The sequence below is a fragment of the Halalkalibacter urbisdiaboli genome (assembly GCF_002156385.1).
Lineage (GTDB): Bacteria > Bacillota > Bacilli > Bacillales > Bacillaceae_D > Halalkalibacter_A > Halalkalibacter_A urbisdiaboli.
On the sequence record NZ_MVJM01000002.1, the window covers coordinates 1080764 to 1101619 of the forward strand.

The 20856-nt window shown below is 42.2% G+C and carries 22 protein-coding genes; all 22 read right to left on the reverse strand.

Translation table 11 applies throughout. The features are described from left to right. Positions 1–102 precede the first annotated feature (102 nt). Positions 103–390, reverse strand: coding sequence for a sporulation transcriptional regulator SpoIIID (spoIIID, locus tag B1R93_RS12980; protein ID WP_088104369.1), 288 nt, complete (start codon positions 388–390; stop codon positions 103–105). Positions 391–485: 95 nt separating this feature from the next. After that, on the reverse strand, positions 486–1145 hold the full coding sequence (locus tag B1R93_RS12985) for a 3'-5' exonuclease (protein ID WP_088104370.1): 660 nt from the start codon (positions 1143–1145) through the stop codon (positions 486–488). Positions 1146–1186: 41 nt separating this feature from the next. Continuing rightward, positions 1187–3103 carry a DUF294 nucleotidyltransferase-like domain-containing protein gene (locus B1R93_RS12990; RefSeq protein ID WP_088104371.1) on the reverse strand — a complete coding sequence of 639 codons (1917 nt, stop codon included), beginning with the start codon at positions 3101–3103 and terminating at the stop codon, positions 1187–1189. Beyond that, positions 3087–4748 (reverse strand): sodium:solute symporter family protein, encoded by a 1662-nt coding sequence (locus B1R93_RS12995; RefSeq protein WP_088104372.1) that lies wholly within the window; start codon positions 4746–4748, stop codon positions 3087–3089. The genes B1R93_RS12990 and B1R93_RS12995 overlap by 17 nt, the downstream gene beginning before the upstream one ends. Positions 4749–4802: 54 nt before the next feature. Continuing rightward, positions 4803–5105, reverse strand: coding sequence for a DUF4212 domain-containing protein (locus B1R93_RS13000; RefSeq protein WP_088104373.1), 303 nt, complete (start codon positions 5103–5105; stop codon positions 4803–4805). Positions 5106–5337: 232 nt separating this feature from the next. Further along, complete coding sequence (locus B1R93_RS23025) at positions 5338–5514, reverse strand: hypothetical protein (RefSeq protein ID WP_165763812.1); 177 nt, start codon at positions 5512–5514, stop codon at positions 5338–5340. Between the two features lie 342 nt (positions 5515–5856). Next, complete coding sequence (spoIIQ, locus tag B1R93_RS13005) at positions 5857–6771, reverse strand: stage II sporulation protein SpoIIQ (RefSeq protein WP_088104374.1); 915 nt, start codon at positions 6769–6771, stop codon at positions 5857–5859. A 336-nt stretch (positions 6772–7107) separates the two neighbouring features. Then, positions 7108–8136: a stage II sporulation protein D gene (gene spoIID, locus B1R93_RS13010; protein WP_088104375.1), complete on the reverse strand. Its 1029-nt coding sequence runs from the start codon at positions 8134–8136 to the stop codon at positions 7108–7110. Between the two features lie 262 nt (positions 8137–8398). After that, positions 8399–9721: a UDP-N-acetylglucosamine 1-carboxyvinyltransferase gene (gene murA / locus B1R93_RS13015; RefSeq protein WP_088104376.1), complete on the reverse strand. Its 1323-nt coding sequence runs from the start codon at positions 9719–9721 to the stop codon at positions 8399–8401. Positions 9722–9765: 44 nt separating this feature from the next. After that, the gene (locus tag B1R93_RS13020; RefSeq protein ID WP_088104377.1) at positions 9766–9930 is read right to left on the reverse strand and encodes a YwmB family TATA-box binding protein; all 165 of its coding nucleotides are present in this window, start codon (positions 9928–9930) and stop codon (positions 9766–9768) included. 463 nt (positions 9931–10393) lie between these two features. Beyond that, entirely contained in the window at positions 10394–10627 is a 234-nt protein-coding gene (locus B1R93_RS13025; protein WP_088104378.1) for a DUF1146 family protein, read from the reverse strand. 327 nt (positions 10628–10954) lie between these two features. Beyond that, positions 10955–11356 (reverse strand): F0F1 ATP synthase subunit epsilon, encoded by a 402-nt coding sequence (locus B1R93_RS13030; protein WP_088104379.1) that lies wholly within the window; start codon positions 11354–11356, stop codon positions 10955–10957. An 86-nt stretch (positions 11357–11442) separates the two neighbouring features. After that, the gene (atpD, locus tag B1R93_RS13035; protein WP_088104380.1) at positions 11443–12855 is read right to left on the reverse strand and encodes a F0F1 ATP synthase subunit beta; all 1413 of its coding nucleotides are present in this window, start codon (positions 12853–12855) and stop codon (positions 11443–11445) included. Between the two features lie 84 nt (positions 12856–12939). Beyond that, a complete protein-coding gene (atpG, locus tag B1R93_RS13040) occupies positions 12940–13803 on the reverse strand; it encodes an ATP synthase F1 subunit gamma (RefSeq protein WP_088104381.1) in 864 nt (287 codons plus the stop codon). Between the two features lie 48 nt (positions 13804–13851). After that, positions 13852–15357 (reverse strand): F0F1 ATP synthase subunit alpha, encoded by a 1506-nt coding sequence (gene atpA, locus B1R93_RS13045; RefSeq protein WP_088104382.1) that lies wholly within the window; start codon positions 15355–15357, stop codon positions 13852–13854. A gap of 21 nt (positions 15358–15378) precedes the next feature. Next, positions 15379–15927, reverse strand: coding sequence for a F0F1 ATP synthase subunit delta (locus B1R93_RS13050; RefSeq protein ID WP_088104383.1), 549 nt, complete (start codon positions 15925–15927; stop codon positions 15379–15381). Then, positions 15924–16415 carry a F0F1 ATP synthase subunit B gene (atpF, locus tag B1R93_RS13055; protein ID WP_088104384.1) on the reverse strand — a complete coding sequence of 164 codons (492 nt, stop codon included), beginning with the start codon at positions 16413–16415 and terminating at the stop codon, positions 15924–15926. Before atpF ends, B1R93_RS13050 begins: the two co-directional genes overlap by 4 nt. A 168-nt stretch (positions 16416–16583) precedes the next feature. Continuing rightward, the gene (gene atpE, locus B1R93_RS13060) at positions 16584–16799 is read right to left on the reverse strand and encodes a F0F1 ATP synthase subunit C (protein WP_088104385.1); all 216 of its coding nucleotides are present in this window, start codon (positions 16797–16799) and stop codon (positions 16584–16586) included. A 75-nt stretch (positions 16800–16874) separates the two neighbouring features. Beyond that, positions 16875–17588: a F0F1 ATP synthase subunit A gene (gene atpB, locus B1R93_RS13065; protein ID WP_088104386.1), complete on the reverse strand. Its 714-nt coding sequence runs from the start codon at positions 17586–17588 to the stop codon at positions 16875–16877. Between the two features lie 6 nt (positions 17589–17594). After that, entirely contained in the window at positions 17595–17987 is a 393-nt protein-coding gene (locus tag B1R93_RS13070) for an ATP synthase subunit I (RefSeq protein ID WP_088104387.1), read from the reverse strand. A 1-nt stretch (position 17988) separates the two neighbouring features. Then, complete coding sequence (locus B1R93_RS13075; RefSeq protein WP_088104388.1) at positions 17989–18213, reverse strand: AtpZ/AtpI family protein; 225 nt, start codon at positions 18211–18213, stop codon at positions 17989–17991. Between the two features lie 320 nt (positions 18214–18533). Beyond that, positions 18534–20789 carry a S8 family serine peptidase gene (locus B1R93_RS23690; protein WP_088104677.1) on the reverse strand — a complete coding sequence of 752 codons (2256 nt, stop codon included), beginning with the start codon at positions 20787–20789 and terminating at the stop codon, positions 18534–18536. Positions 20790–20856 lie beyond the last annotated feature (67 nt).

The window sequence follows — 20856 nt, forward strand, 5'->3', positions numbered from 1 at the left end:
TCCTCCCTGTATCCGAACGTGTTCATAGCCAATATTACAATATACCTAATTTAATAATTTTATCATAAATTGTTCTAACAGGGATATTTTTTCAAAAAATTTTTAATTGGGTGCCTTGACGATTTTTTCCGGAGTTTCTTCAGTGTCTTTCCTGTACTTAACCTTCGTCGCTTCACCACCCCTTAAGTGGCGAATGGACTTGTGGTACTCAAGGATGACCTTTACTTCATTCGCTAGCTCGGGATTAATCTCTGGCAAGCGCTCGGTAAGGTCCTTGTGTACGGTACTTTTCGAGACACCAAATTCCTTAGCTATCGTCCTCACCGTTTTTTTCGTCTCGACAATATACCTGCCAATCTTGATTGTTCGCTCTTTGATGTAATCGTGCACACGACTCGCCTCCCTAATTCTGTGTTGGTGATTGGTACAGTTTATTAGGGAGAGTGGGCAGATATACCACCTTATTATAGGGACGAGCGCAGAATTTAAAATTGCAGTGCTCTTTGCGTCATACTACTAATGTCCACTAAGTCAGCAAGCGTGCCCTTTCCATAGCTTTCAAGCATGGTTAATAATTCACAGAATAAATGAGCAGTTGTCATCGCATCTCCTAGTGCTTGATGGCGTTCGTAAATTCTTGTGCCAAATTGTTTTGCATACGTTTCCAAATCACGCATGTCTTTGGAGGGGCTTATATAGCCGATTAGATCAAGCGTATCGATACATAATGGCGGACGGAACCGATAACGATGCCGCTGCAATTCTTTTTTTAACACCATCATATCGAAGCTCACATAATGGCCAACTAACGCATGACTGTTTCCGGCTTCAGTAAATTGAAAAAATTGCTCAATCGCCTCGAGGGAGTCTGGAGCATGCTTGACTCTTTCAGCGGTAATTCCGGTTAATTCGATAATGTCATCCGGAATCGACCGCTGTGGATTGACATACGTTTGAAAATAATTTGAGTTAACCTCAAGGTTCGACACTTGGACAGCTGCCAGCTCGATTAAACGGTCGTGTGAACTAATGGCAAATCCAGTCGCCTCGGTATCAAAAATCGTAAACGTCAAATCGCGAAATGGTGTCCGTAAAGGGACTTCTTTTTCAAGCTGATAATTTAGCTGCTGCTTTTTCCAAAACAATGAGCGACCTCCTTTCTCTTTAGCTTTCGACTACCTTAGGGTTAGACCCCTGCTATGACTTGGTTTTGTAAATGGCGAATTGCCTTTAAGGCAATCATGAGCTCTTCTTTGTCTTTTGATTTCAAATGGGTAAACTCTACTTCACTCGTTTTTTCTGAGCCGCGTTTGTAGTGAGCCCAAGCTTGCTCAACACGAATCGATAGAATTACTTCATAGGCAAAACGAAGCTCATCTGCGGTTTCAGCTGATATGACATGTTTATTCTCAAGGGCGTCGAGACGCTCCAGCGGGGTTCCATATACGATGTCATGCTTGGCACTTAATAGCTGCAAGCAATGATGAAGCGGGAAAATCGCATGCTTTTTAAGATCGATTGAGCGCCGTTGCATGCGGAATAACGCTCGGATCGGATGATCAAGAACCGGCACAGGAGTTTCCTTCTCAAGCTCGGCCATACGATAGAGAAAGATCTTTGACTTTTGGAGTTGGTCTCGTACCATTTTCACGAACTGATCATGGAGGGCATCCTCTCCATATAAGAAGCGATAGGACAAAAAGTTTTGACTTAAGAGGACATTGTCATTCGTCGCTCTTAATGCCCAGCTTCGTAAACGCTCCTGCCATTGGGAAAGGGAGCCACGCCAAATCGCCTCACTCGACATCATTAACCCATCACAGCGCTTATAGCCCGCAAGCTCGAGTTGATTTACTAATTCCTCTCCGAACGCTTGAAAATAGTGCTCCACCTGCTCACGTTCCGCCTCACTCGGATCCGCGAATACGAGAAAATGGTCTTGGTCAGTAAGCATAAATTGCTCGCGACGGCCGCCGCTTCCCATCATATAAAAGCTATATGACACAGGCGGGTCACCAAATCCGTTTTCCTTTAGCTTGCCAAGCGTAAGTTCAACGGTGTGACGTACTAATCTATCATAGAGCTTCGTAATAATATCTAGCAGATGTGTTGTCGGAATCCTGTCTTGGATTAAGTGGCCTAGAACATCATAGATTGCTAGTTTTACGTCTTTACTATTTTCTTCTGTCGATTCTTCTATCGTTTGCAAGAGCTGCATCGTGCCTCGATCTTTTTTTCGTAATAGATCAGCAAGAGTAACCATCCCAACGACCTTACTTCCATCCATAACCGGTAAATGCTTAATGCCATTCATTAGGAAGCTTGCCATCGCTTCGTAGTAATACGCTTGTCTTGAAATGATAAACGGATGGGGTGTCATAATTTCCTTGGCAACGATGCCTGTCCCCCTCCCTTTTGCGACGACACGTGCGACGAGATCCTTTTCGGTAATAATGCCGATTAGCTGATCGGCATCGTTTAAAACGACGACCGAGCTTGTTGATTGCTTCACCATCGTCAGTGCTACATCTTGAACATCTTCATCTTCATCGACGATAATAACTGGTTCGTTCATGACATCCTGAATACGACGAATAAACGGTTCACTTTCCCCCCATTGGTTCGCAAGTCTTACCTGCTCTGCTAAGGAGGCATAAATATCCCGTAGGCGTACCGTTGCCTGGGTGAGAACGTAGTCACGTACTTGCTCATCATGCCATCGTGCTTCAATGACAGAGTAAGGAATATGAAGGCAGACGGATTCCTCTACTGCCGCCACCTCAACTGTATAATGCTCAGGATGCTCTGTTTTCTCCCCAAGAAAATCAGCAAGACTTGAAAAGCCGATTACATCTCCTGTTTGGAGCACCTCCAGGACCTCCCGCTGGCGATGTCCGCTACCGTTAACAAAGACTTCTGCCATTCCTTTTAGGAGCAGCAGAAGTCCTTCGCGCGGTGTTTTGGAGTAAAGAACCGTTTCGTTCTTTTCATATTGTTTCAGAACACAAGCATCGAGCAGGTTTAAACATTCTTGTTCGTCTAAACCTGCAAATAGCGGATGCTCATGAATCTTTTGCAAATATTGATTATTTTGCGGAACCATCGTCTAACCAGACCTGACCATCTTTGTACGACATTTGCTCTGGATAACGGAGGTCAATGACTTCATCTTGAAGATGTTGCGGTGGTGCAGCAGTCATCTTAGATACGACATACGTAACAATAAAGTTAATCGGTACCCCGATTAGACCTGCCCCTGTATCTTTAATACCGAACAGCGTCATGCCGTTTTTTGCAAAGAAGATATACGTTATTGTAACGAATAAACCGACGAGCATCCCAGCAATCGCCCCTTGTTTGTTCGTACGCTTCCACCATACCCCGAGTAACAGAACAGGGAAGAACGTACCGCCAGCAAGTGCGAAGGCCCAGGCAACGATTTGGGTAATAACGCCCGGAGGATCTAGCGCAACAACACCGGCTACAATCGTTGCTAATACGATCGCCCAACGCCCAGCTGCAAGACGCTTCTTATCGCTCGCTTGTGGATTCATTAGACGGTAGTAAATATCATGTGCGAATGAAGACGAGATCGTAATTAGAAGTCCACCCGCTGTAGAAAGGGCCGCAGCCATTGCTCCAGCTGCAACTAGACCGATAACGAACATACCTAAGTTGGCAATTTCCGGTGTTGCCATAACGACAATATCATTAGAGATGACGATTTCTTTCCATTGTAAAATGCCATCGCCGTTTTCATCAGCGACCTTTAATAGATTCGTATTGACCCATGTTGTCGTCCAAGCTGGCAATTGATCAATTGGTTGCCCCGCAACACGTGTCATTAAAATAAAGCGAGAAAATGCTGCATAAGCAGGAGCTGATAAATACAAGAACCCGATAAATAAAAGTGCCCAAGCCCCACTCCAACGTGCTGCTTTCATCGTTGTTACGGTATAGAAACGAACGATAACGTGTGGAAGTGCTGCTGTCCCTACCATTAACGTAAACATTAATGCGATAAATTGAGCCTTGTCACTTTCGGCAAATGGTGCAAAGTATTCAGAGAAACCGAGCTCTCGGTCTAAAGCCCCTAGCTCATTTACGATATTTCCGTATGTAAGCCAAGGTAATGGATTGCTCGTTACTTGAAGAGACATGAAGACAATTGGAATAATATAAGCAATAATGAGAATGATATATTGCGCAACCTGAGTCCACGTAATCCCCTTCATCCCACCAAGCGTCGCATAAATCGCGATAACGACAACCCCGATCATCGTCCCGTACATCGATGGAATTTCTAAGATTCTTCCGATAACAACCCCTGAACCAGATAGCTGGCCAATAATATAAACGAAACTAATAATGATTGTAGCAATTGCGGCAATTAATCGTGCCGTATTACTACCGAATCTATCACCGATAAATTCTGGTACAGTATAACGTCCATACTTACGAAGCTGTGGTGCTAGTAAGAAAGTTAGGAATAAATAGCCCCCAGTCCAACCCATAATATAGGCAAGACCATCATAACCTAGAACTAAAAGCGTTCCAGCCATCCCGATAAAGGAAGCGGCACTCATCCAGTCCCCACCAATAGCCATCCCGTTCCAAAATGGTGGTACTCCACGACTTGCTACATAGAAATCAGACGTTGCTTTTGCACGATTATAAACGGATATTCCAATATAAAGGCCAAATGTGGCTAAAATCATCAATATTGATACAATTGATTGTGAATCCATTCTCGTTCCCCCTCTTCATTTCTCAGGTTTCCTGTTTTAAATTAGACAACAAGTTTAGTGGTCAAGAACCTTCCCAGAGCTAATCCGAGCGCTCTGTTCCTCATCAATCCCAAACTTCTTATCTATTTTGTCACTAATGACGGCATTCCCAAATAATAAAATAATGAACGTAACAACTGCACCTTGAGCTCCCATATAGTAGTGAGCAGGCATTCCCATAATCGTAAACGTCGAGAACGCTTCAGCAAACAGGACGACACCAAATGAAACAAGTCCGCCAATAATTAAACAAATGACAACAAGAGTAGTTCGTGCACGGAAATAAGCATCAGCAACATTTTTATCAATTTTTTTCAAACTGATTCCCTCCTTAAATGAAGTATTAAAGCGCTTTCATTCTTATCTTGCTTAAAATGGTTATCGTTGCTGCGCGTTCACCTCCTTACAAAATGAATGATCAAACAGACTAACAAGTTTGATGCTTCCATCATGATCTATCCAACTGACGACAACAGGAGTTCTTCACGAGGGCTGGTCTTTGCTATTCGTCAATTAAACCCGTTATTCACACGCTATTTTCATAGAAATACTAGCGTAAATCAAAGATAAAGCGAACTGTTTCAAAAAAACCTAAAGGGACCATTGCAATTTGAATAATCATAAACACAAAAAGAGTAGCAATTGGGACTGTTAATAGAAGTGGTTTCTTTAACCGAAAAGCAAAAATGAGTGATAATAGGAGTATAAGTAAAAAAACATAAATCATAGGAGAGCCTCCTTTCTATTTGTAAGCGTTATCAAATAGACTTAAAAAAGAGTTGAGCGCTATTGTAGGACAGCAATCAAAATCCGCTCAATTTTTACAATGTTATAGTACACATTATTTCAAACTTTCATTAAATTGTCAAGATTTTTCCCTTCCATCTTCTTACTATGTTACCCTTCTCTGTTAAAGGAAAAATAAGCCTCTATCACTTCCTATTTAAATGTATCATCGGCTCAGCTGTTTTATTACACTATTAACCAAAAAAGGGGGTGCTTCCAAAAAGGTCCTATCTTTGACCTTTCGGAAACACCCTTCGGCTTTTCTCACTGCTTCGATTCTGTATTACTCTGCATTGTTTTCTTCAGCACTATCTTCGTCAGCGCCATCTTGCTCGTCCGCTGGCTCAGCTGCTTCTTCTTGCTCTTGGTCATCTGCTACATCTTCGTCACTGCCTTCATTGGCAGGTTCTTCTTTATCTGCTTCTTTTTTATCTGCTTCCTTGTCCGCTTCCTCTGCTTCTTCCTTCTCCGCTTCCTTATCCTTTACAATTTGACCAATTGAATCAATCGGTTGGTCAAATAAGTCATTTGGATTTACTGGAGTTCCTTCATAACGAAGCTCGAAGTGAACGTGAACACCTGCATCCTTGTTATAAAGATTGCGTCCTGCTACACCTAATAAGTCACCTTGCTTAACTGTTGCCCCTTCTTCAACCTTAACATTATCAAGGCTGTGATAGTGAGTGACAACACCATCTTCGTGAGTAATCTCAATCACATTCCCTAGTAATGAATCTTGCTCAACCTTCACCACGGTACCACTCATTGCCGCGACGACATCAAATTCATCACCATTTGCATGTGCTAAGTCAATCCCTTTGTTCTGGTAGTACATATTATTGTAGTAGACAAGAGCTTCTTCCTGTTCTTCGCTTGTTGCATTGACGTCATAGAAATAACCAACTACTTCAACTTCATCCGCATTCGTAACAGGTAATTTTAACACTTCAGCTGAACTGTTTACTGGGACTGCGTCTTGACCATACTCGTTTAAGTGATTTTGGCTAGTAGGGTCCTCGACGGTTACGCCATCTTCTGGAGCTGCTGATTCATCCTGACCTTGCATAAATACAACCGCACTTAGGACGAAGGCTGCAGCCACTAGATAAATTGACGGAGCGAACCATTTTTTTCTTAATAATTGTTTTGCATTGAATGTTTCCTCAGATTTAGAAGACTTTTTGTTTTCTTCTCTCATTTCTCATCACCTCAGCAACCAGTTTGAACAGATTGCTGGAAATATATACATCACTTAAAAATCTTTTTTTAAATTATTTTTCGACAAAGACGGTCGTTTTATGCATGAACTTTTTAACTTTTTTAAAGAAAAGTAAAAGAGCATGCGAAAAGAGGGCACTTAAAAAGGGTGGGTTTCCCTTTTTAAGTGCCCTTTAAGTAATGTGCGGAGCCGTTGCCTGGTTCTGAAAGCCCTGCTATGAGTGGTTTTCTCATAGCAGGGCGCGCAACGTGCGAAGCCATTACTTCTTCCTAGCGTGACTTTCATGGGGGTTTCCTTATTCGGGAGGCTCCGGCTTTATTCGCTTTTGGCCGTTAATTTTGCTACAAATGGTTCATGTGATTGGATCGATACTCCTTGGTAATAATGATTTAAAATGTCTTTATACGTACGGCCTTCCTTTGCCATTCCATCCGCTCCGTATTGGCTCATTCCAACGCCATGCCCCCAGCCACGCGTCCGAATCACGATTTGGTTATTATGACGTTGCCAATGAAAATCAGAGGAATCTAGCTCGAGTCGGTCTCTTATGTCTCTACCTGTGAATTCTTTTCCACCTATTTTTACTTTCGCTACTCTTCCTCCGTCGGTTCGGGCAACAACGGTCCCCACTGACCCATCCTCAGGCATCTCAATTCCTAGCTTTTCTTCAAACTCTGTAATTGAAATGACTTTTTCTGCTGATGAACGTGGTGAGCTTTGGTCCCAAGGGCTCTCAACACTTCGTAAATACGGAATCGAGTTTTGCCAATAATCCTCTGAATTCTCGGTATAGCCATTACTTGTTGAGAAGAACGCTGCTGTAATTGGCTCATTCTCGTATGTAAGTACCTCACCTTTCGTCGAGAGAACAGCGAGGGCAATCTTCTCCATGTTTTTGTCAAAGTCTTGTCCCCATTTATTCTTCAATTCAGTATCATTTTGATACACTTGATGTGTCACGGTGTCCGTTACAATTGCTTCATCTGGTAATTTAATATCAGTCGAAGGATTGAGCATTTGCTGGATAATGAATGTTCTTGCTGTAAGTGCCTGTGCTTTTAGAGCTTCAAGTTCAAAGTTAACAGGCATTTCTGAGGCAACGACGCCCATCACATACTGTTCAAGTGGAACGGTTTCCACCTGTTCTGATTGACTTCGATAAACAGCGATTGAGATATCCTCTTCAGGATTGTAGTCTGGAATAACTGGTTGCTGCTCATTCCCCTCCACTTGCGTTGTAGATACAGTAGTCTCGGAGGTGGGTGAGCTAAACATCACTAGCATTGTTGGAATAATCAAAACGACTGTGCATAGGATTGTTGTTACAATGATTAATCGCTTCATATCATTTGCCTCCATATTAAATGTCTGTCTTATTCATTCTATGAGGGCTTGACTGAGATTAGAACAAGTTTTTTTTATTACTATTACATTACATTCCCCGAAACAGGAATTTATCCCTAGCTACGCAAATACAATATAGAGCGCTTACATAAATGTAAACACATACAAAAAAGCAAGGGCACTAAAAAAGGATGCTTTCCCCTTTTTCAATGCCCTCTAAAAAAAGCAACCTTACTTCATCAGCAAGGCTGCCTTTCATCTGTTAAACAAGATTATTTAACTTTAACGGAGCAGGTGCTTCTAGGTTTTCAACTTCTGACTCCACAACCTCTTCAATTCGTTCAACGTTCCCACCTAACAGTTGGAATTTCTCAGCTAAATCAACATAGCCGCGGTCAATGTGCTTCAGCTCTGTCACCCGTGTGACCCCGTCAGCAACAAGACCTGCTAAAATGAGGGCTGCACCGGCACGAAGATCGGTAGCCGCTACTTCTGCGCCTTGTAATTTCGTTGGACCGGAAATAATTGCAGAACGTCCTTCAATCTTGATGTTGCCATTCATGCGTCTGAATTCTTCAACGTGCATATATCGATTCTCAAATACCGTTTCCGTAATGACACTCGTGCCATTTGCTTGGAGAAGTAAAGCCATCATTTGTGCCTGCATATCAGTTGGAAAACCTGGGTGTGGCATTGTTTTAATGTCAATTGGCTTCAGTGTGTCCGGACCAATAACGCGAATGCCATTCTCTTCCTCAATAACCTCGACACCCATTTCTTCCATCTTTGCGATAAGTGGACGTAAGTGCTCAGCGACCGCTCCTTCAACGACTACATTTCCTTTTGTAATAGCGGCTGCTACCATGAAGGTACCTGCTTCAATACGATCCGGAATCACCGTGTGCTCTGCTGCATGAAGTGAAGCTACGCCCTCAATGCGAATTTCTCCAGTTCCTGCACCACGTACTTTCGCACCCATCGCATTTAAATAATTCGCAAGGCAAACAATCTCTGGCTCTTCTGCAGCATTTTCAATAATGGTCGTTCCTTCAGCCAAAACTGCAGCCATTATAATGTTTTCCGTTGCTCCCACACTTGGGAAATCTAAATAGATCTTTGCGCCTTTTAATTGGCCATCGATGCGGGCTTCAATAAAGCCATTTCCAATTTCAACCGTTGCCCCCATTGCTTCAAATCCTTTTAAGTGTTGATCAATTGGTCTAGAACCAATCGCACAACCACCAGGTAGAGCAATTCGAGCCTTACCGACTCTCGCAAGCAATGGCCCCATTACTAAAAACGATGCACGCATTTTTCTTACATATTCAAATGGAGCTTCAGTCTTTAACGCCTTTTCTGCGTTTACGTGGAAGCTGCCATTTTCATATTCAACATCAATATTAAGGTTTCGTAAAACTTCTTTCATCGTGTATACATCAGCCAGTGAAGGCACATCATATATGTGGCTTGTGCCGCGTTCAGCTAGGATTGATGCAGCAATCACAGGTAACACAGCGTTTTTTGCACCCTCTACTTTCACAGTGCCACGCAGTTGATTGCCACCTTGGACGATAATTTTTTCCAACGTATTCCCCTCCGCGTCTAGAAATTATAGTCTCTTCTCTATCATCAATATTCAGTCGTAATAATAGGCGTTCCTATTGTTGCAGTTGTCCTAGAGCCCATTCCATTCTCTTGTCTGCGAGCCATTTGGACATTATTTGTTTGGTCATTGCTCCAATGTCTTTCACTCATCATTCTATGCAGAGATCGAGACAGACGTTTCTTTTTCATGACATAAACCTGTATTTCCTGTAATGCTGTGCGAACGCCATGAGCCTGACGCCCTCCATTTCTGGGAAAGCTTACATGGTTTGGAATTGATTGCTCGTCAAACAGTTGTTCAATCTTTTGGAAAGCATGTTCAATCTAACTCAAAATGGAACCAATCCCGCCAGCTAACTTTGGCACGTACCATCCATATTGTTGATGCTTCATAAAGTGAAATTGCTAAACATTATGCTCAATCTATGTACATGTTGCTTAAAAAATGTTAAATGTGATGTAATCGTTTCGTAAAATTTCAAAGCAACTGTCATAGAAATCACTTTATTAAAATTGAACATACCCTAATATGAACAGAACAAAACTGAGTAAAAGTCCCACTAGAATTTCTCCTCACCCGAGAAAATTTGATTATTTACATTTTTTCCACGGAGGGTCTATACATACATGGAAGTTCTAGTCACTGTTTGTTCTACCATAAGTAACGAAGCATAAGTGAAGAATTTAAGTAATCAAGAAAGAAGCTACTAACGAGATGCGCAATCGCAAGTGTCAATAAGATCAAAAGTACTTTTGCTTTTGGTCCCCTTGGATCTCTTACGAAAAGATCAAGCTTAAATGACTGCAATGCCCACCAGGTTATGATGAGAAACATAACATTGACAAAAATATGTATGATTGCCTGCTGTCCAAACCCATCTACCACGCCAAAAACCCCTTTTTGTTTCTTTGCTCCTTCTCCATCAATTTCTTACATAAGATTTATAAACATGCAAAAAATAATATGTTATAAAGCAATCCACACTCAATATTAACGGATTTTCTAAAAAAAAGCTATATCTCATTGTGAAGATTTTTATAGTTTTACAGTCCTATTTATTTATAACATTTTTGACATAAAGTGTGACTTTGTACTTATTTGCACCCATATTTTTTTACGTTTTTCTTTTTTACTTCTATTTTCGAATATGACTTTTTCGCTATGACAAAAAGGAGTAAGACGAGCGAGCTCATCTTACTCCTTTTCAGCATATTACTTTCCTGCTACATCAAGTCGATTTGTTGCGCGCTTAAGAGCTAACTCTGCACGTTTAAAATCGATATCATCCTGCTTCGCTGAGTTGATTCGTTGTTCAGCACGTTCTTGTGCCTGTTTCGCACGATCAACATCAATATCTGAAGGCAATTCAGCCGCCTCTGCTAAAATCGTTACTTGATCGGGACGGACTTCAACAAATCCACCACTTACGGCAACTTTTTCAACAGTGGAGCCTTTTTTCAAGCGTACTGCTCCGACTGTTAAAGGAGCAACTAACGGAATGTGTTTTGGTAAAATACCGAGTTCGCCTTCAACCGTACGAACGCTTACCATTTCCACGTCACCGTCATACACTTTGCCATCAGGAGTTACTACGTTTACACGAAATGTTTGCATGTGAAAACCCTCCTCAACAGCAACACGGGTTTTTTATTTAAGAGGAAGTTCAAACTGAGCTCGAACTCCCTCTAGAAAAATCATGTTTACGCCATTTGTTGCGCTTTTTCTACCACTTCTTCAATACGTCCAACAAGACGGAAAGCATCCTCAGGAATCGAATCATGCTTACCTTCTAGAATTTCTTTGAATCCTTTGATTGTTTCTTTAACTGGTACGTATGATCCAGGTTGACCTGTAAATTGCTCTGCTACGTGGAAGTTCTGTGATAAGAAGAACTGAATACGACGTGCACGAGCAACGATAAGCTTATCTTCTTCAGATAACTCGTCCATACCAAGAATCGCAATAATATCTTGTAATTCTTTGTACTTTTGAAGAGTTTGCTGTACTTGACGAGCAACACTGTAATGCTCTTCTCCAACAATTTCAGGAGAAAGGGCACGAGATGTTGAAGCAAGTGGATCCACCGCAGGGTAAATACCCATCTCAGAAAGTTTACGCTCAAGGTTCGTCGTTGCATCTAAGTGAGCAAACGTTGTTGCAGGAGCTGGATCCGTATAGTCATCGGCTGGTACATAAATCGCTTGGATCGATGTAACCGAACCAACCTTTGTTGATGTAATACGTTCTTGAAGCTGACCCATTTCCGTCGCAAGTGTCGGTTGGTAACCTACCGCTGAAGGCATACGTCCTAATAGGGCTGATACCTCTGAACCTGCTTGTGTGAAACGGAAGATGTTGTCGATGAATAAAAGAACGTCTTGTCCATCACGATCACGGAAATGCTCAGCCATTGTTAAACCAGAAAGAGCAACACGCATACGTGCTCCAGGTGGCTCGTTCATTTGACCGAATACCATCGCCGTTTTCTTAATAACGCCAGAATCTGTCATCTCGTGGTAAAGGTCATTTCCTTCACGAGTACGCTCACCTACACCAGCGAATACCGAAATACCACCGTGCTCTTGAGCGATGTTATTAATTAATTCTTGGATAAGTACCGTCTTACCTACACCGGCACCACCAAATAGACCGATCTTACCACCCTTAATGTAAGGTGCTAATAAGTCAACAACTTTAATACCTGTTTCAAGGATTTCAGTTGAAGTTGAAAGCTCTTCAAATGAAGGTGCTTGACGGTGGATTGGATCACGCTTCACATCAGCTGGAATCGGCTCATCCAAGTCAATTGCTTCACCTAATACGTTAAATACACGACCAAGAGTTGCTTCCCCAACAGGTACGGAAATTGCAGCACCTGTATCAATTACGTCTGTACCACGTACAAGACCATCAGTTGAGCCCATCGCAACGGTACGAACAGTATCGTCACCAAGATGCAATGCGACTTCAAGCGTTACGTTCACATCAACAGCATTTTTGTCAGAGCCTTTTTGCTCAACACGTAATGCATTGTTAAGGTTAGGTAACTGTCCGCTTTTGAACTTTACGTCAACAACCGGACCCATTACTTGAGTAATGCGACCTACATTCATCTGTTTCCCTCCTATTTCCTCTTAAATACGTTTATAGGAATCAAGCTAGAAGAGTTCACCGACATGAACCCTTCGTCTATTAGCCTACTCTAGTGCAGCTGCACCACCGACAATTTCCGTGATTTCCTGGGTAATTGCCGCTTGACGCGCACGGTTGTATGAAAGCGTTAATGAGTCAATAAGTGCTGTTGCATTATCTGTTGCAGCACTCATAGCTGTCATACGTGCACCAAATTCACTCGCCTTTGCATCAAGTAATGCACCAAAGATTAAACTTTCTGCATACTGAGGCAATAAGCGCTCTAAAATGACTTGCTCATTTGGCTCGTACTCATACGTGCTAGAGGTCTTTGTTTCACCCTCAGCAAGATCCGTAAGCGGTAAAAGCTTCGTTTCAGTTACTTCTTGGGTAATTGGACTAACAAAATGGTTGTACCATACGTACAATTCATCAAATTTACCGTCCGCAAACATTTGCACAGATTCACGAGCCAGATTTTTTATATCGTTAAATTCCGGCTGATCCGGAACACCAACTACTTCATCAATAATAGGAAGATTTCTCTTCTTAAATAAATCACGTCCAATTTTACCTACGACTAAAATGCCGTATTCGTCCGGAGACTTATGTCGTGATTTTATCGTTGTTAAAAGGGAACGAGTCAGACTCGCATTATATCCACCCGCTAAACCACGGTCAGATGTAATGACAATATAGCCCGTCTTTTTCACAGGACGTTCAACGAGCATTGGGTGAGAAGCTTCTGCTCCTGATGCCGCAATACTTGCAACCACTTCACGAATTTTCTCCGTATATGGTTGGAACGACTGTGCATTTTGTTGGGCACGATTTAGTTTCGCAGCGGAAACCATTTGCATCGCTTTTGTAATTTGTTTCGTCTTTTTCGTTGACGTAATACGCCCTTTTATGTCACGTAATGAAGCCATTTGATTCACCACCTTTTCGCAAAAACTGGTACGCTCTTAACTTAACAATTACTTAGATACGCTGAAGCCTTTCTTGAACTCTGCAATCGCAGCGCTAAGATCTTCATCAGGTAGGTTACCAGTTGTGCGAATCGAATCAAGCACGTCTTTCTTGTTATGATCTAAATATGTGAATAATTCAGATTCAAAACGAAGAACGTCTTCAACTGGAATATCATCAAGGAAGCCTTTTGTTAACGCATAGATAATCGCAACTTGCTTTTCAACCGGCTGTGGCTTGTGAAGGTCTTGTTTAAGAACTTCTACAGTACGTTGACCACGGTTTAATTTTGCTTGCGTTGCTTTATCAAGGTCAGAACCGAACTGAGCAAATGCTTCTAGCTCACGGTAAGCAGCAAGGTCAAGACGTAACGTACCTGATACCTTCTTCATCGCTTTAATTTGCGCTGAACCACCAACACGTGATACAGAAAGACCTGCGTTAACCGCTGGACGAACACCTGAATAGAATAGGTCTGATTGAAGGAAAATCTGACCGTCCGTAATCGAAATTACGTTTGTTGGAATGTATGCTGATACGTCACCTGCTTGTGTTTCAATGAAAGGTAGAGCCGTAATCGAACCGCCACCTTTTGCATCACTAAGCTTCGCTGCACGCTCTAGTAAGCGTGAGTGTAGGTAGAATACATCCCCTGGGAATGCTTCACGACCTGGAGGACGACGTAATAATAGGGAAAGTTCACGATAAGCAGCTGCTTGTTTTGACAAGTCATCATAGATAACAAGAACGTGCTTGCCATTATACATGAATTCTTCACCCATAGAAACGCCTGTATATGGTGCTAAGAATAATAATGGTGCTGGGTCAGACGCACCCGCAGAAACGACGATTGTGTAATCAAGCGCACCGCGTTGGCGTAATGTTTCTACAACCCCTGCAACCGTAGATTCTTTTTGACCAATTGCAACGTAGATACAAATCATATCTTCTTCTTTTTGGTTTAAGATTGTATCGATTGCGATCGCCGTTTTACCTGTTTGGCGGTCACCGATGATTAATTCACGTTGTCCACGACCAATTGGAATCATTGTGTCGATTGACTTAATTCCTGTTTGAAGTGGCTCATGTACTGATTTACGGTCCATAACACCTGGTGCTGGACTTTCGATTGGACGTGATTTTGTTGTGGCAATTGGACCTAAACCGTCAATTGGTTGTCCAAGTGGGTTCACAACACGACCTAGCAATTCTTCACCAACTGGAACTTCCATGATACGACCTGTACGCTTAACTTCGTCGCCTTCACGAATGTCCGAAAATGGTCCTAAAATAATAATCCCGATGTTGTTCTCCTCAAGGTTTTGAGCCATCCCCATAACCCCGTTCGAGAATTCAAGAAGCTCACCAGCCATAACGTTTTCAAGGCCATGGGCAAGGGCGATACCGTCACCAACACGGATAACTGTACCTACATCTTGAACTTGAACATCAGACTGAAAGCTTTCAATCTGTTGCTTAATAAGAGAGCTAATTTCCTCTGGTTTGATGCTCATTTCATTCACCCCTATCTTCTACTAACGTGTACCGGCAATGAGCTGACGTTCAAGACGTTCAAGCTGTGCTTTCACACTGCCGTCATAAATGCGATCACCAATACGTATTTTCAACCCACCAAGCAGGTCGGAATTTACGATGTTCTTCACTAATAACTTTGCTTTGCCTGCCTTTTTTGCAAAAAGTTCAGCTAACTGAGCTTTTTCTTCTTCAGAAAGCGGCTGAGCAGAATAAACTGTAGCCTCTGCTACATTTTGTGCTTCATAAGCTAAAGCTTTGAATTTATCAATCATTGCTACTAATATGTCAATTCGTTTGCGATCTACAAGTAAAAGTAAAGCATTTAAACTTGTTTCACTAATCGATTGTTGGAAGCTTTCTTGAACAAAGGCTCTTTTCTTTTCTGTTGTTACTTTTGGATGTCCAAGGAACTGTGAAAAGGCTGGAGTTGTTTGAACAACTTGCTTCACAACTTGAAGTTCTTCATTGACTTGTTCGAGGATGCCTTTTTCTTGTGCAAGCTGAAAAAGGGCGTCGGCATAACGATTTGCTACTGCTTGGTTGCTCATAGCTCTTCGCCTACCTCTTTAAGATACTCCTGAACGAGCTTTTCTTGCTCACTTGCATCTAATTCTTTTTCAATCACTTTTGTTGCAATAAGGACGGACAAGCTTGCTACCTGCTCACGAAGAGCTGTAACGGCTTGCTCTTTTTCACGTTGAATTTCGGCAAGTGCTGATTCTTTAATTCTTTCAGCATCAGTTCTCGCTGCTTTCACGATATCTTGACCTTGTTGCTCACTAAGCTTCTTCGCATTTTGAATAATTTCTTGCGCTTCTTGACGTGCTTTTTCAAGCTCAGCGCGCTGTTGCTCAATGAATGTTTCTGAATCTTTGCGGTTCTTTTCTGCTGTATCAATTTGTTCATTGATCATTTGCTCACGCTTTTCCATGATGCCCATTAAAGGCTTAAGCGCAAATTTATTTAATACTGCTAATAAAATAACAAATGCAACTAATTGATAGAGAGCAGAGCCCCATGCAATATGTTCGAACACGTGGATTCACTCCTTTCTTGGATGTGAAGAGAATTTGTTTTGTATTTCAACTTACGTTCAATTCAAACCAAATCTTGCTAGCTGTAGTCATACATAAGGAATGGCGAAGGTTCAAAAATGAACACTGTCGCCATTTTATGCATAATAACATGCGGCTTAGAGCGTGTCTTAGCCTTGTGCTAACAATAAGAAAGAGATAACGATCGCGATAATAGGCACCGCTTCCGCTAAAGGAACCCCGATGAACATAAGTGTTTGAAGTGTACCCTTAAGTTCTGGTTGACGAGTTACACCTTGTAAAGTTGCGCTAACGATAAGTGCTACTGCGATTGCTCCACCAACTGCTGCTAAACCTGCTGCAATTCCAGCTCCTAATAATTCCATGATAAATATCCTCCCTATAATTAAATATAATTTGTTTTATGTTAGTGCTCAATTAAGAGCGTTGTAACCAATAAATTAATGACTTTCAACTTTATGTGCCATGTAAACCATCGCTAGCATGGCAAAAATATACGCTTGAATTGATCCGATGAATACACCGAACGCTTGCCAAACAACGAGTGGAACAATCGCTCCAAATGCGCCAAGCAAACTTGATGTACCTAGACCAACGAGTAAAATCATCAGAATTTCTTTCGCGTACACGTTACCGAATAGACGCATACCTAACGTTAACGTATTGGCAAATTCCTCGATGATTTTAAATGGAAGTAAAAATGGTACTGGACGAACATAGTCTTTCAAATATTCGCCAAACCCACGAATTTTAATCCCGTAGTAATGCGTAAGCACAACAACTAATACAGCCATTGTTAATGTTAAGACAGGATCTGATGTTGGTGATTTCCACCAAGCTTCATGTGTTTCGTGGTTTGCTAGTTCAAATGGAATCCCTAGCATATTTGCGACGAACGTATAGAATAGTAAGGTAAAAGCAAGTGCTATAAACTGTCCGCCGACTTTCCAACTCATGTTAGCCTTGATGATGCCTCGAACAAAGTCGATTGACCATTCAAGAAAATTTTGCATCCCGGATGGACGCATAGCAATTCGACGTGTTCCAATAAAACAAATCAAGAACACAATCACACATGCTACTGTTGTCATGAGCACAGTGGACATATTAAAGTACAGTCCAAAATACTCCCTTATGGGTGCATGATGATCCATATTTTTTCACCTCTTTCTAACAATTTGTAGAAGCATATCTAGAATAATTATGACATATATCAGGGCAAAGCCTGTAATGACCGAGAACAAATCCACGTTGTCAGGAAATGTTACAGCAAACCATAAACTGATAAGGATTACGCCAATTCGAATGACAAACCCTAGTCCTGCAACAACGAAGGAAAAAGATGAGCGTCTTCCAATCTTATCGGCCACACTTCCAACTACTTTTGCTTTGCTATAAGTTGTCCAAAGATTAAAGAAGCCTGCGGAAAGACCGATTAGTAGACCGAGGAAAACAGCCAAATAGGGGGTGAACACATAGCCTAGTATGAACAATGCAGCAAAAAGACTTACTAAAATTGAATATTGCTTCATTTTACCTTGAAGTGAAGTCATTTTACCCATCGTCTCCTAAGAACGGTTCAATTACCTTATACACTCCATAAGCTCCAACTCCGAGCCATGTGAATAAAGACACAATAAGAAACAAAGGTTTCACATTAAAAAGATCATCAAGCCACGTTCCAATAAAGACGCCTGCTAGCACACTTCCAACTATGTACGAAGAAATAATCGAGACGAGTGCCATTGCACGCCATGGGTTGCGATTTTCTTTTGACATGAATCCGCTCCCTTAATGCAATCTTAATCAAACCGTTTTCAAATCTTTGTGTAACCCTTAACATTATATCCTTTGTAATCGTACTATAGCCAATAACTTGTGTCAACGTGTTTCCTATTTAAAAAAAATAGAGATTTGGCTAAGTGTGACATTGTTCACACTTCTGTCATAAAACCCTAATGCTTTGTCGGAATACTGGTGTTTTTTTGAACATCATGCCAGCATTTTACTTATTTATCATTTACCACTTTGTTTATCATTACTCACTGTTTTAAAAAAAAGATGGATGCCCCAAAAGATTTCGAGACATCCACCTATCATTATTCTGCTGCTTCCTCACCTTGACTGTATGGAGGCAATTCCGCTCCAATTGTAATCCAAGACTCAATTGTATCTTCTTTGCCGTCTTGTTTGGCGAACACGAGCGCCTTATAAACGCCATCTTCTAGCTCTATTTTTTCAAATTCCCCGCCAAGCATGCCGCGTCCGACATCGTGCTTAATGTCAAGGAATGTAATAAATTCGAAGGTATCTGGATCATATAGCGCAATCCCTACCTCCTCTGCTCCACCCGGCAAATAAAGCTCATAGCGGTAGGAGTCTTCTTTATCACCGTGACCAAAATTAAACGCCATCACCCGCGGATAATCTGGCTCCTCAATAAAAAACACGTAAGGAATCGCCACATCCTCTACTCCACCTTCAACGACAATCTGACCATGATGAATCCCCTCAGCTAATACAGAAGGCATTAAATCAAGCGTTACTTGCACCTCTTTTTTCTCACCTGGTTTCAGCGTCGTCGAAAATGGCACTTTCCACTGTAGACCGTCCGGAATATCAAATGGCGGTACGACGTGATATGTTCTTGTCACATCATCATGATTTTCGATCGTAAAGGATATCTCACGTTCTTCCCGCGGATCGTCCTTTGTCCATTTCCCAAATGTGACAGCCCCAGGTAAGACTAATGTTTTTGCTGTAACTGCTTTGTCTACTTGCAGCCTTCCAGCCCCTTGTTCATGCGGCATATATAGCTCGCCGTCTTCAGTTTTTAATTTTATCGCTGTGTTCATTAATGCCGCTTTCACTTGCTCTGGTGTCCAATCAGGATGGGCCTGCTTAACGAGCGCTGCCGCTCCGGCCACATGGGGTGCTGACATACTCGTACCGTTTAAGCCTAAATAGCCATTTGGTACCGTACTATCGATAGCCACTCCTGGTGCGACAAGATCAGGCTTTACTTCCCACGTTTGCGTAACTGGCCCTCTTGAGCTGAACGGGGCAATGAAGTCTTCTTCTTCTCTATAAATCGTACGGAGCTGAATATCACTCTTTTTGTTCGAAGCTTGTTCTAGAATCCATTCACCATCCTCTTTCGCCACACTTACGACCGGCAGCTTGACTCCGCCCTCAACAGCACCGACGAAGGCACCTGGGAGGTTGTTGTAAATAATTAATGCTTTCGCACCTGAAGCCTCTGCATAACGCGCTTTATCAGTGAATGGGATTCGTCCTCTTTTTACGATAACGATCTTATCTTTTGCATCAATTTCGGCTAATTCTTCCTTCGTGCCAAAGCCGCCATCGATAATCGGGTAATCGCGTTTTATCGTCCACGGGAGTGTTCCACCTAACGGGAAGAGATTGATTTCCTTCTCCTCACCGAATATTGTTAAGTACGGAATTTTTATCGGTGGTGCAGACGCTCCTACTGAGATCGCTTTCGTCGACGTACCAGGGGAACCGACCGTCCACATTTTCGGTCCACTGTTCCCATTAGATGTTACTGCGATGACACCTTCTTCTACTGCTTTATCTAATGCTACACTTGTTGGCCAGTCTGGTCCGTTGACGGTGTTTCCGAGTGATAGGTTGATGACGTCAACACCGTCCTCTACTGCTTTTTCAATGGCCTCAATGACTTGTTCTGTCGTCCCTTGACCACCTGGTCCGAGGGCACGGTACGCATAGAGTTCTGCTTCTGGCGCAACACCCTTCACTTGCCCATTTGCGGCAATAATCCCTGCTACATGGGTGCCATGAAGAGTTGGTGGTCCTTCTTTTGGCGTTGTTTCCATCGGGTCATGATCGTAGTCAACAACGTCGTAGCCACCTTTATAATTTCGTTTTAAATCCGGATGGCGATAATCTATGCCTGTATCGATTACCGCTACTTTCACTCCTTTTCCAGTTAAGCGTGAGCCATTTTCATCAAACATGCTTCGGACTTCATTTCCACCTATGAACGGGACACTTCCGTCAATATTCGTTTGATAAAATGCGACCTTATCTACACGTTCGACATGCTCCACTTTTTCTAATTGTTCAAGCTCACTTTCTGATAGCTCTATCGAAAATCCGTGATACAAGCGGTTAAATACTTTCCTTATTTTACTTGACGGAATGTGACTTGTTACTTGCGCGGCCACATCCTCTAGTTTCGCTTTTTGTTCTGCTGAAACGATGACTATCGTTTTTTCATCCTTGGATGCTTGTTGCTGCGCTACGACAGGGTAATCTGGAAAGACTGCCGCTTTCCCCTGTGCCGCAGGTAAGCATATTGTTAAAAGCATGATAAACAGGAAGAACCACTTAGTCTTTTTCAACCTCATCTCCCCCGATCACATTTGTGTTAATGAG

Bases quoted from the DNA above. Each gene is read 5' to 3' on its own strand.
- B1R93_RS12990 (WP_088104371.1), bottom strand. From the start codon at position 3,103: ATGGTTCCGCAAAATAATCAATATTTGCAAAAGATTCATGAGCATCCG.
- B1R93_RS12995 (WP_088104372.1), bottom strand. From the start codon at position 4,748: ATGGATTCACAATCAATTGTATCAATATTGATGATTTTAGCCACATTT.
- B1R93_RS23025 (WP_165763812.1), bottom strand. From the start codon at position 5,514: ATGATTTATGTTTTTTTACTTATACTCCTATTATCACTCATTTTTGCT.
- spoIIQ (WP_088104374.1), bottom strand. From the start codon at position 6,771: ATGAGAGAAGAAAACAAAAAGTCTTCTAAATCTGAGGAAACATTCAAT.
- spoIID (WP_088104375.1), bottom strand. From the start codon at position 8,136: ATGAAGCGATTAATCATTGTAACAACAATCCTATGCACAGTCGTTTTG.
- B1R93_RS13020 (WP_088104377.1), bottom strand. From the start codon at position 9,930: ATGAAAAAGAAACGTCTGTCTCGATCTCTGCATAGAATGATGAGTGAA.
- B1R93_RS13030 (WP_088104379.1), bottom strand. From the start codon at position 11,356: ATGCAAACATTTCGTGTAAACGTAGTAACTCCTGATGGCAAAGTGTAT.
- atpD (WP_088104380.1), bottom strand. From the start codon at position 12,855: ATGAATGTAGGTCGCATTACTCAAGTAATGGGTCCGGTTGTTGACGTA.
- atpG (WP_088104381.1), bottom strand. From the start codon at position 13,803: ATGGCTTCATTACGTGACATAAAAGGGCGTATTACGTCAACGAAAAAG.
- atpA (WP_088104382.1), bottom strand. From the start codon at position 15,357: ATGAGCATCAAACCAGAGGAAATTAGCTCTCTTATTAAGCAACAGATT.
- B1R93_RS13050 (WP_088104383.1), bottom strand. From the start codon at position 15,927: ATGAGCAACCAAGCAGTAGCAAATCGTTATGCCGACGCCCTTTTTCAG.
- atpE (WP_088104385.1), bottom strand. From the start codon at position 16,799: ATGGAATTATTAGGAGCTGGAATTGCAGCAGGTTTAGCAGCAGTTGGT.
- atpB (WP_088104386.1), bottom strand. From the start codon at position 17,588: ATGGATCATCATGCACCCATAAGGGAGTATTTTGGACTGTACTTTAAT.
- B1R93_RS13070 (WP_088104387.1), bottom strand. From the start codon at position 17,987: ATGACTTCACTTCAAGGTAAAATGAAGCAATATTCAATTTTAGTAAGT.
- B1R93_RS13075 (WP_088104388.1), bottom strand. From the start codon at position 18,213: ATGTCAAAAGAAAATCGCAACCCATGGCGTGCAATGGCACTCGTCTCG.
- B1R93_RS23690 (WP_088104677.1), bottom strand. From the start codon at position 20,789: ATGCTTTTAACAATATGCTTACCTGCGGCACAGGGGAAAGCGGCAGTC.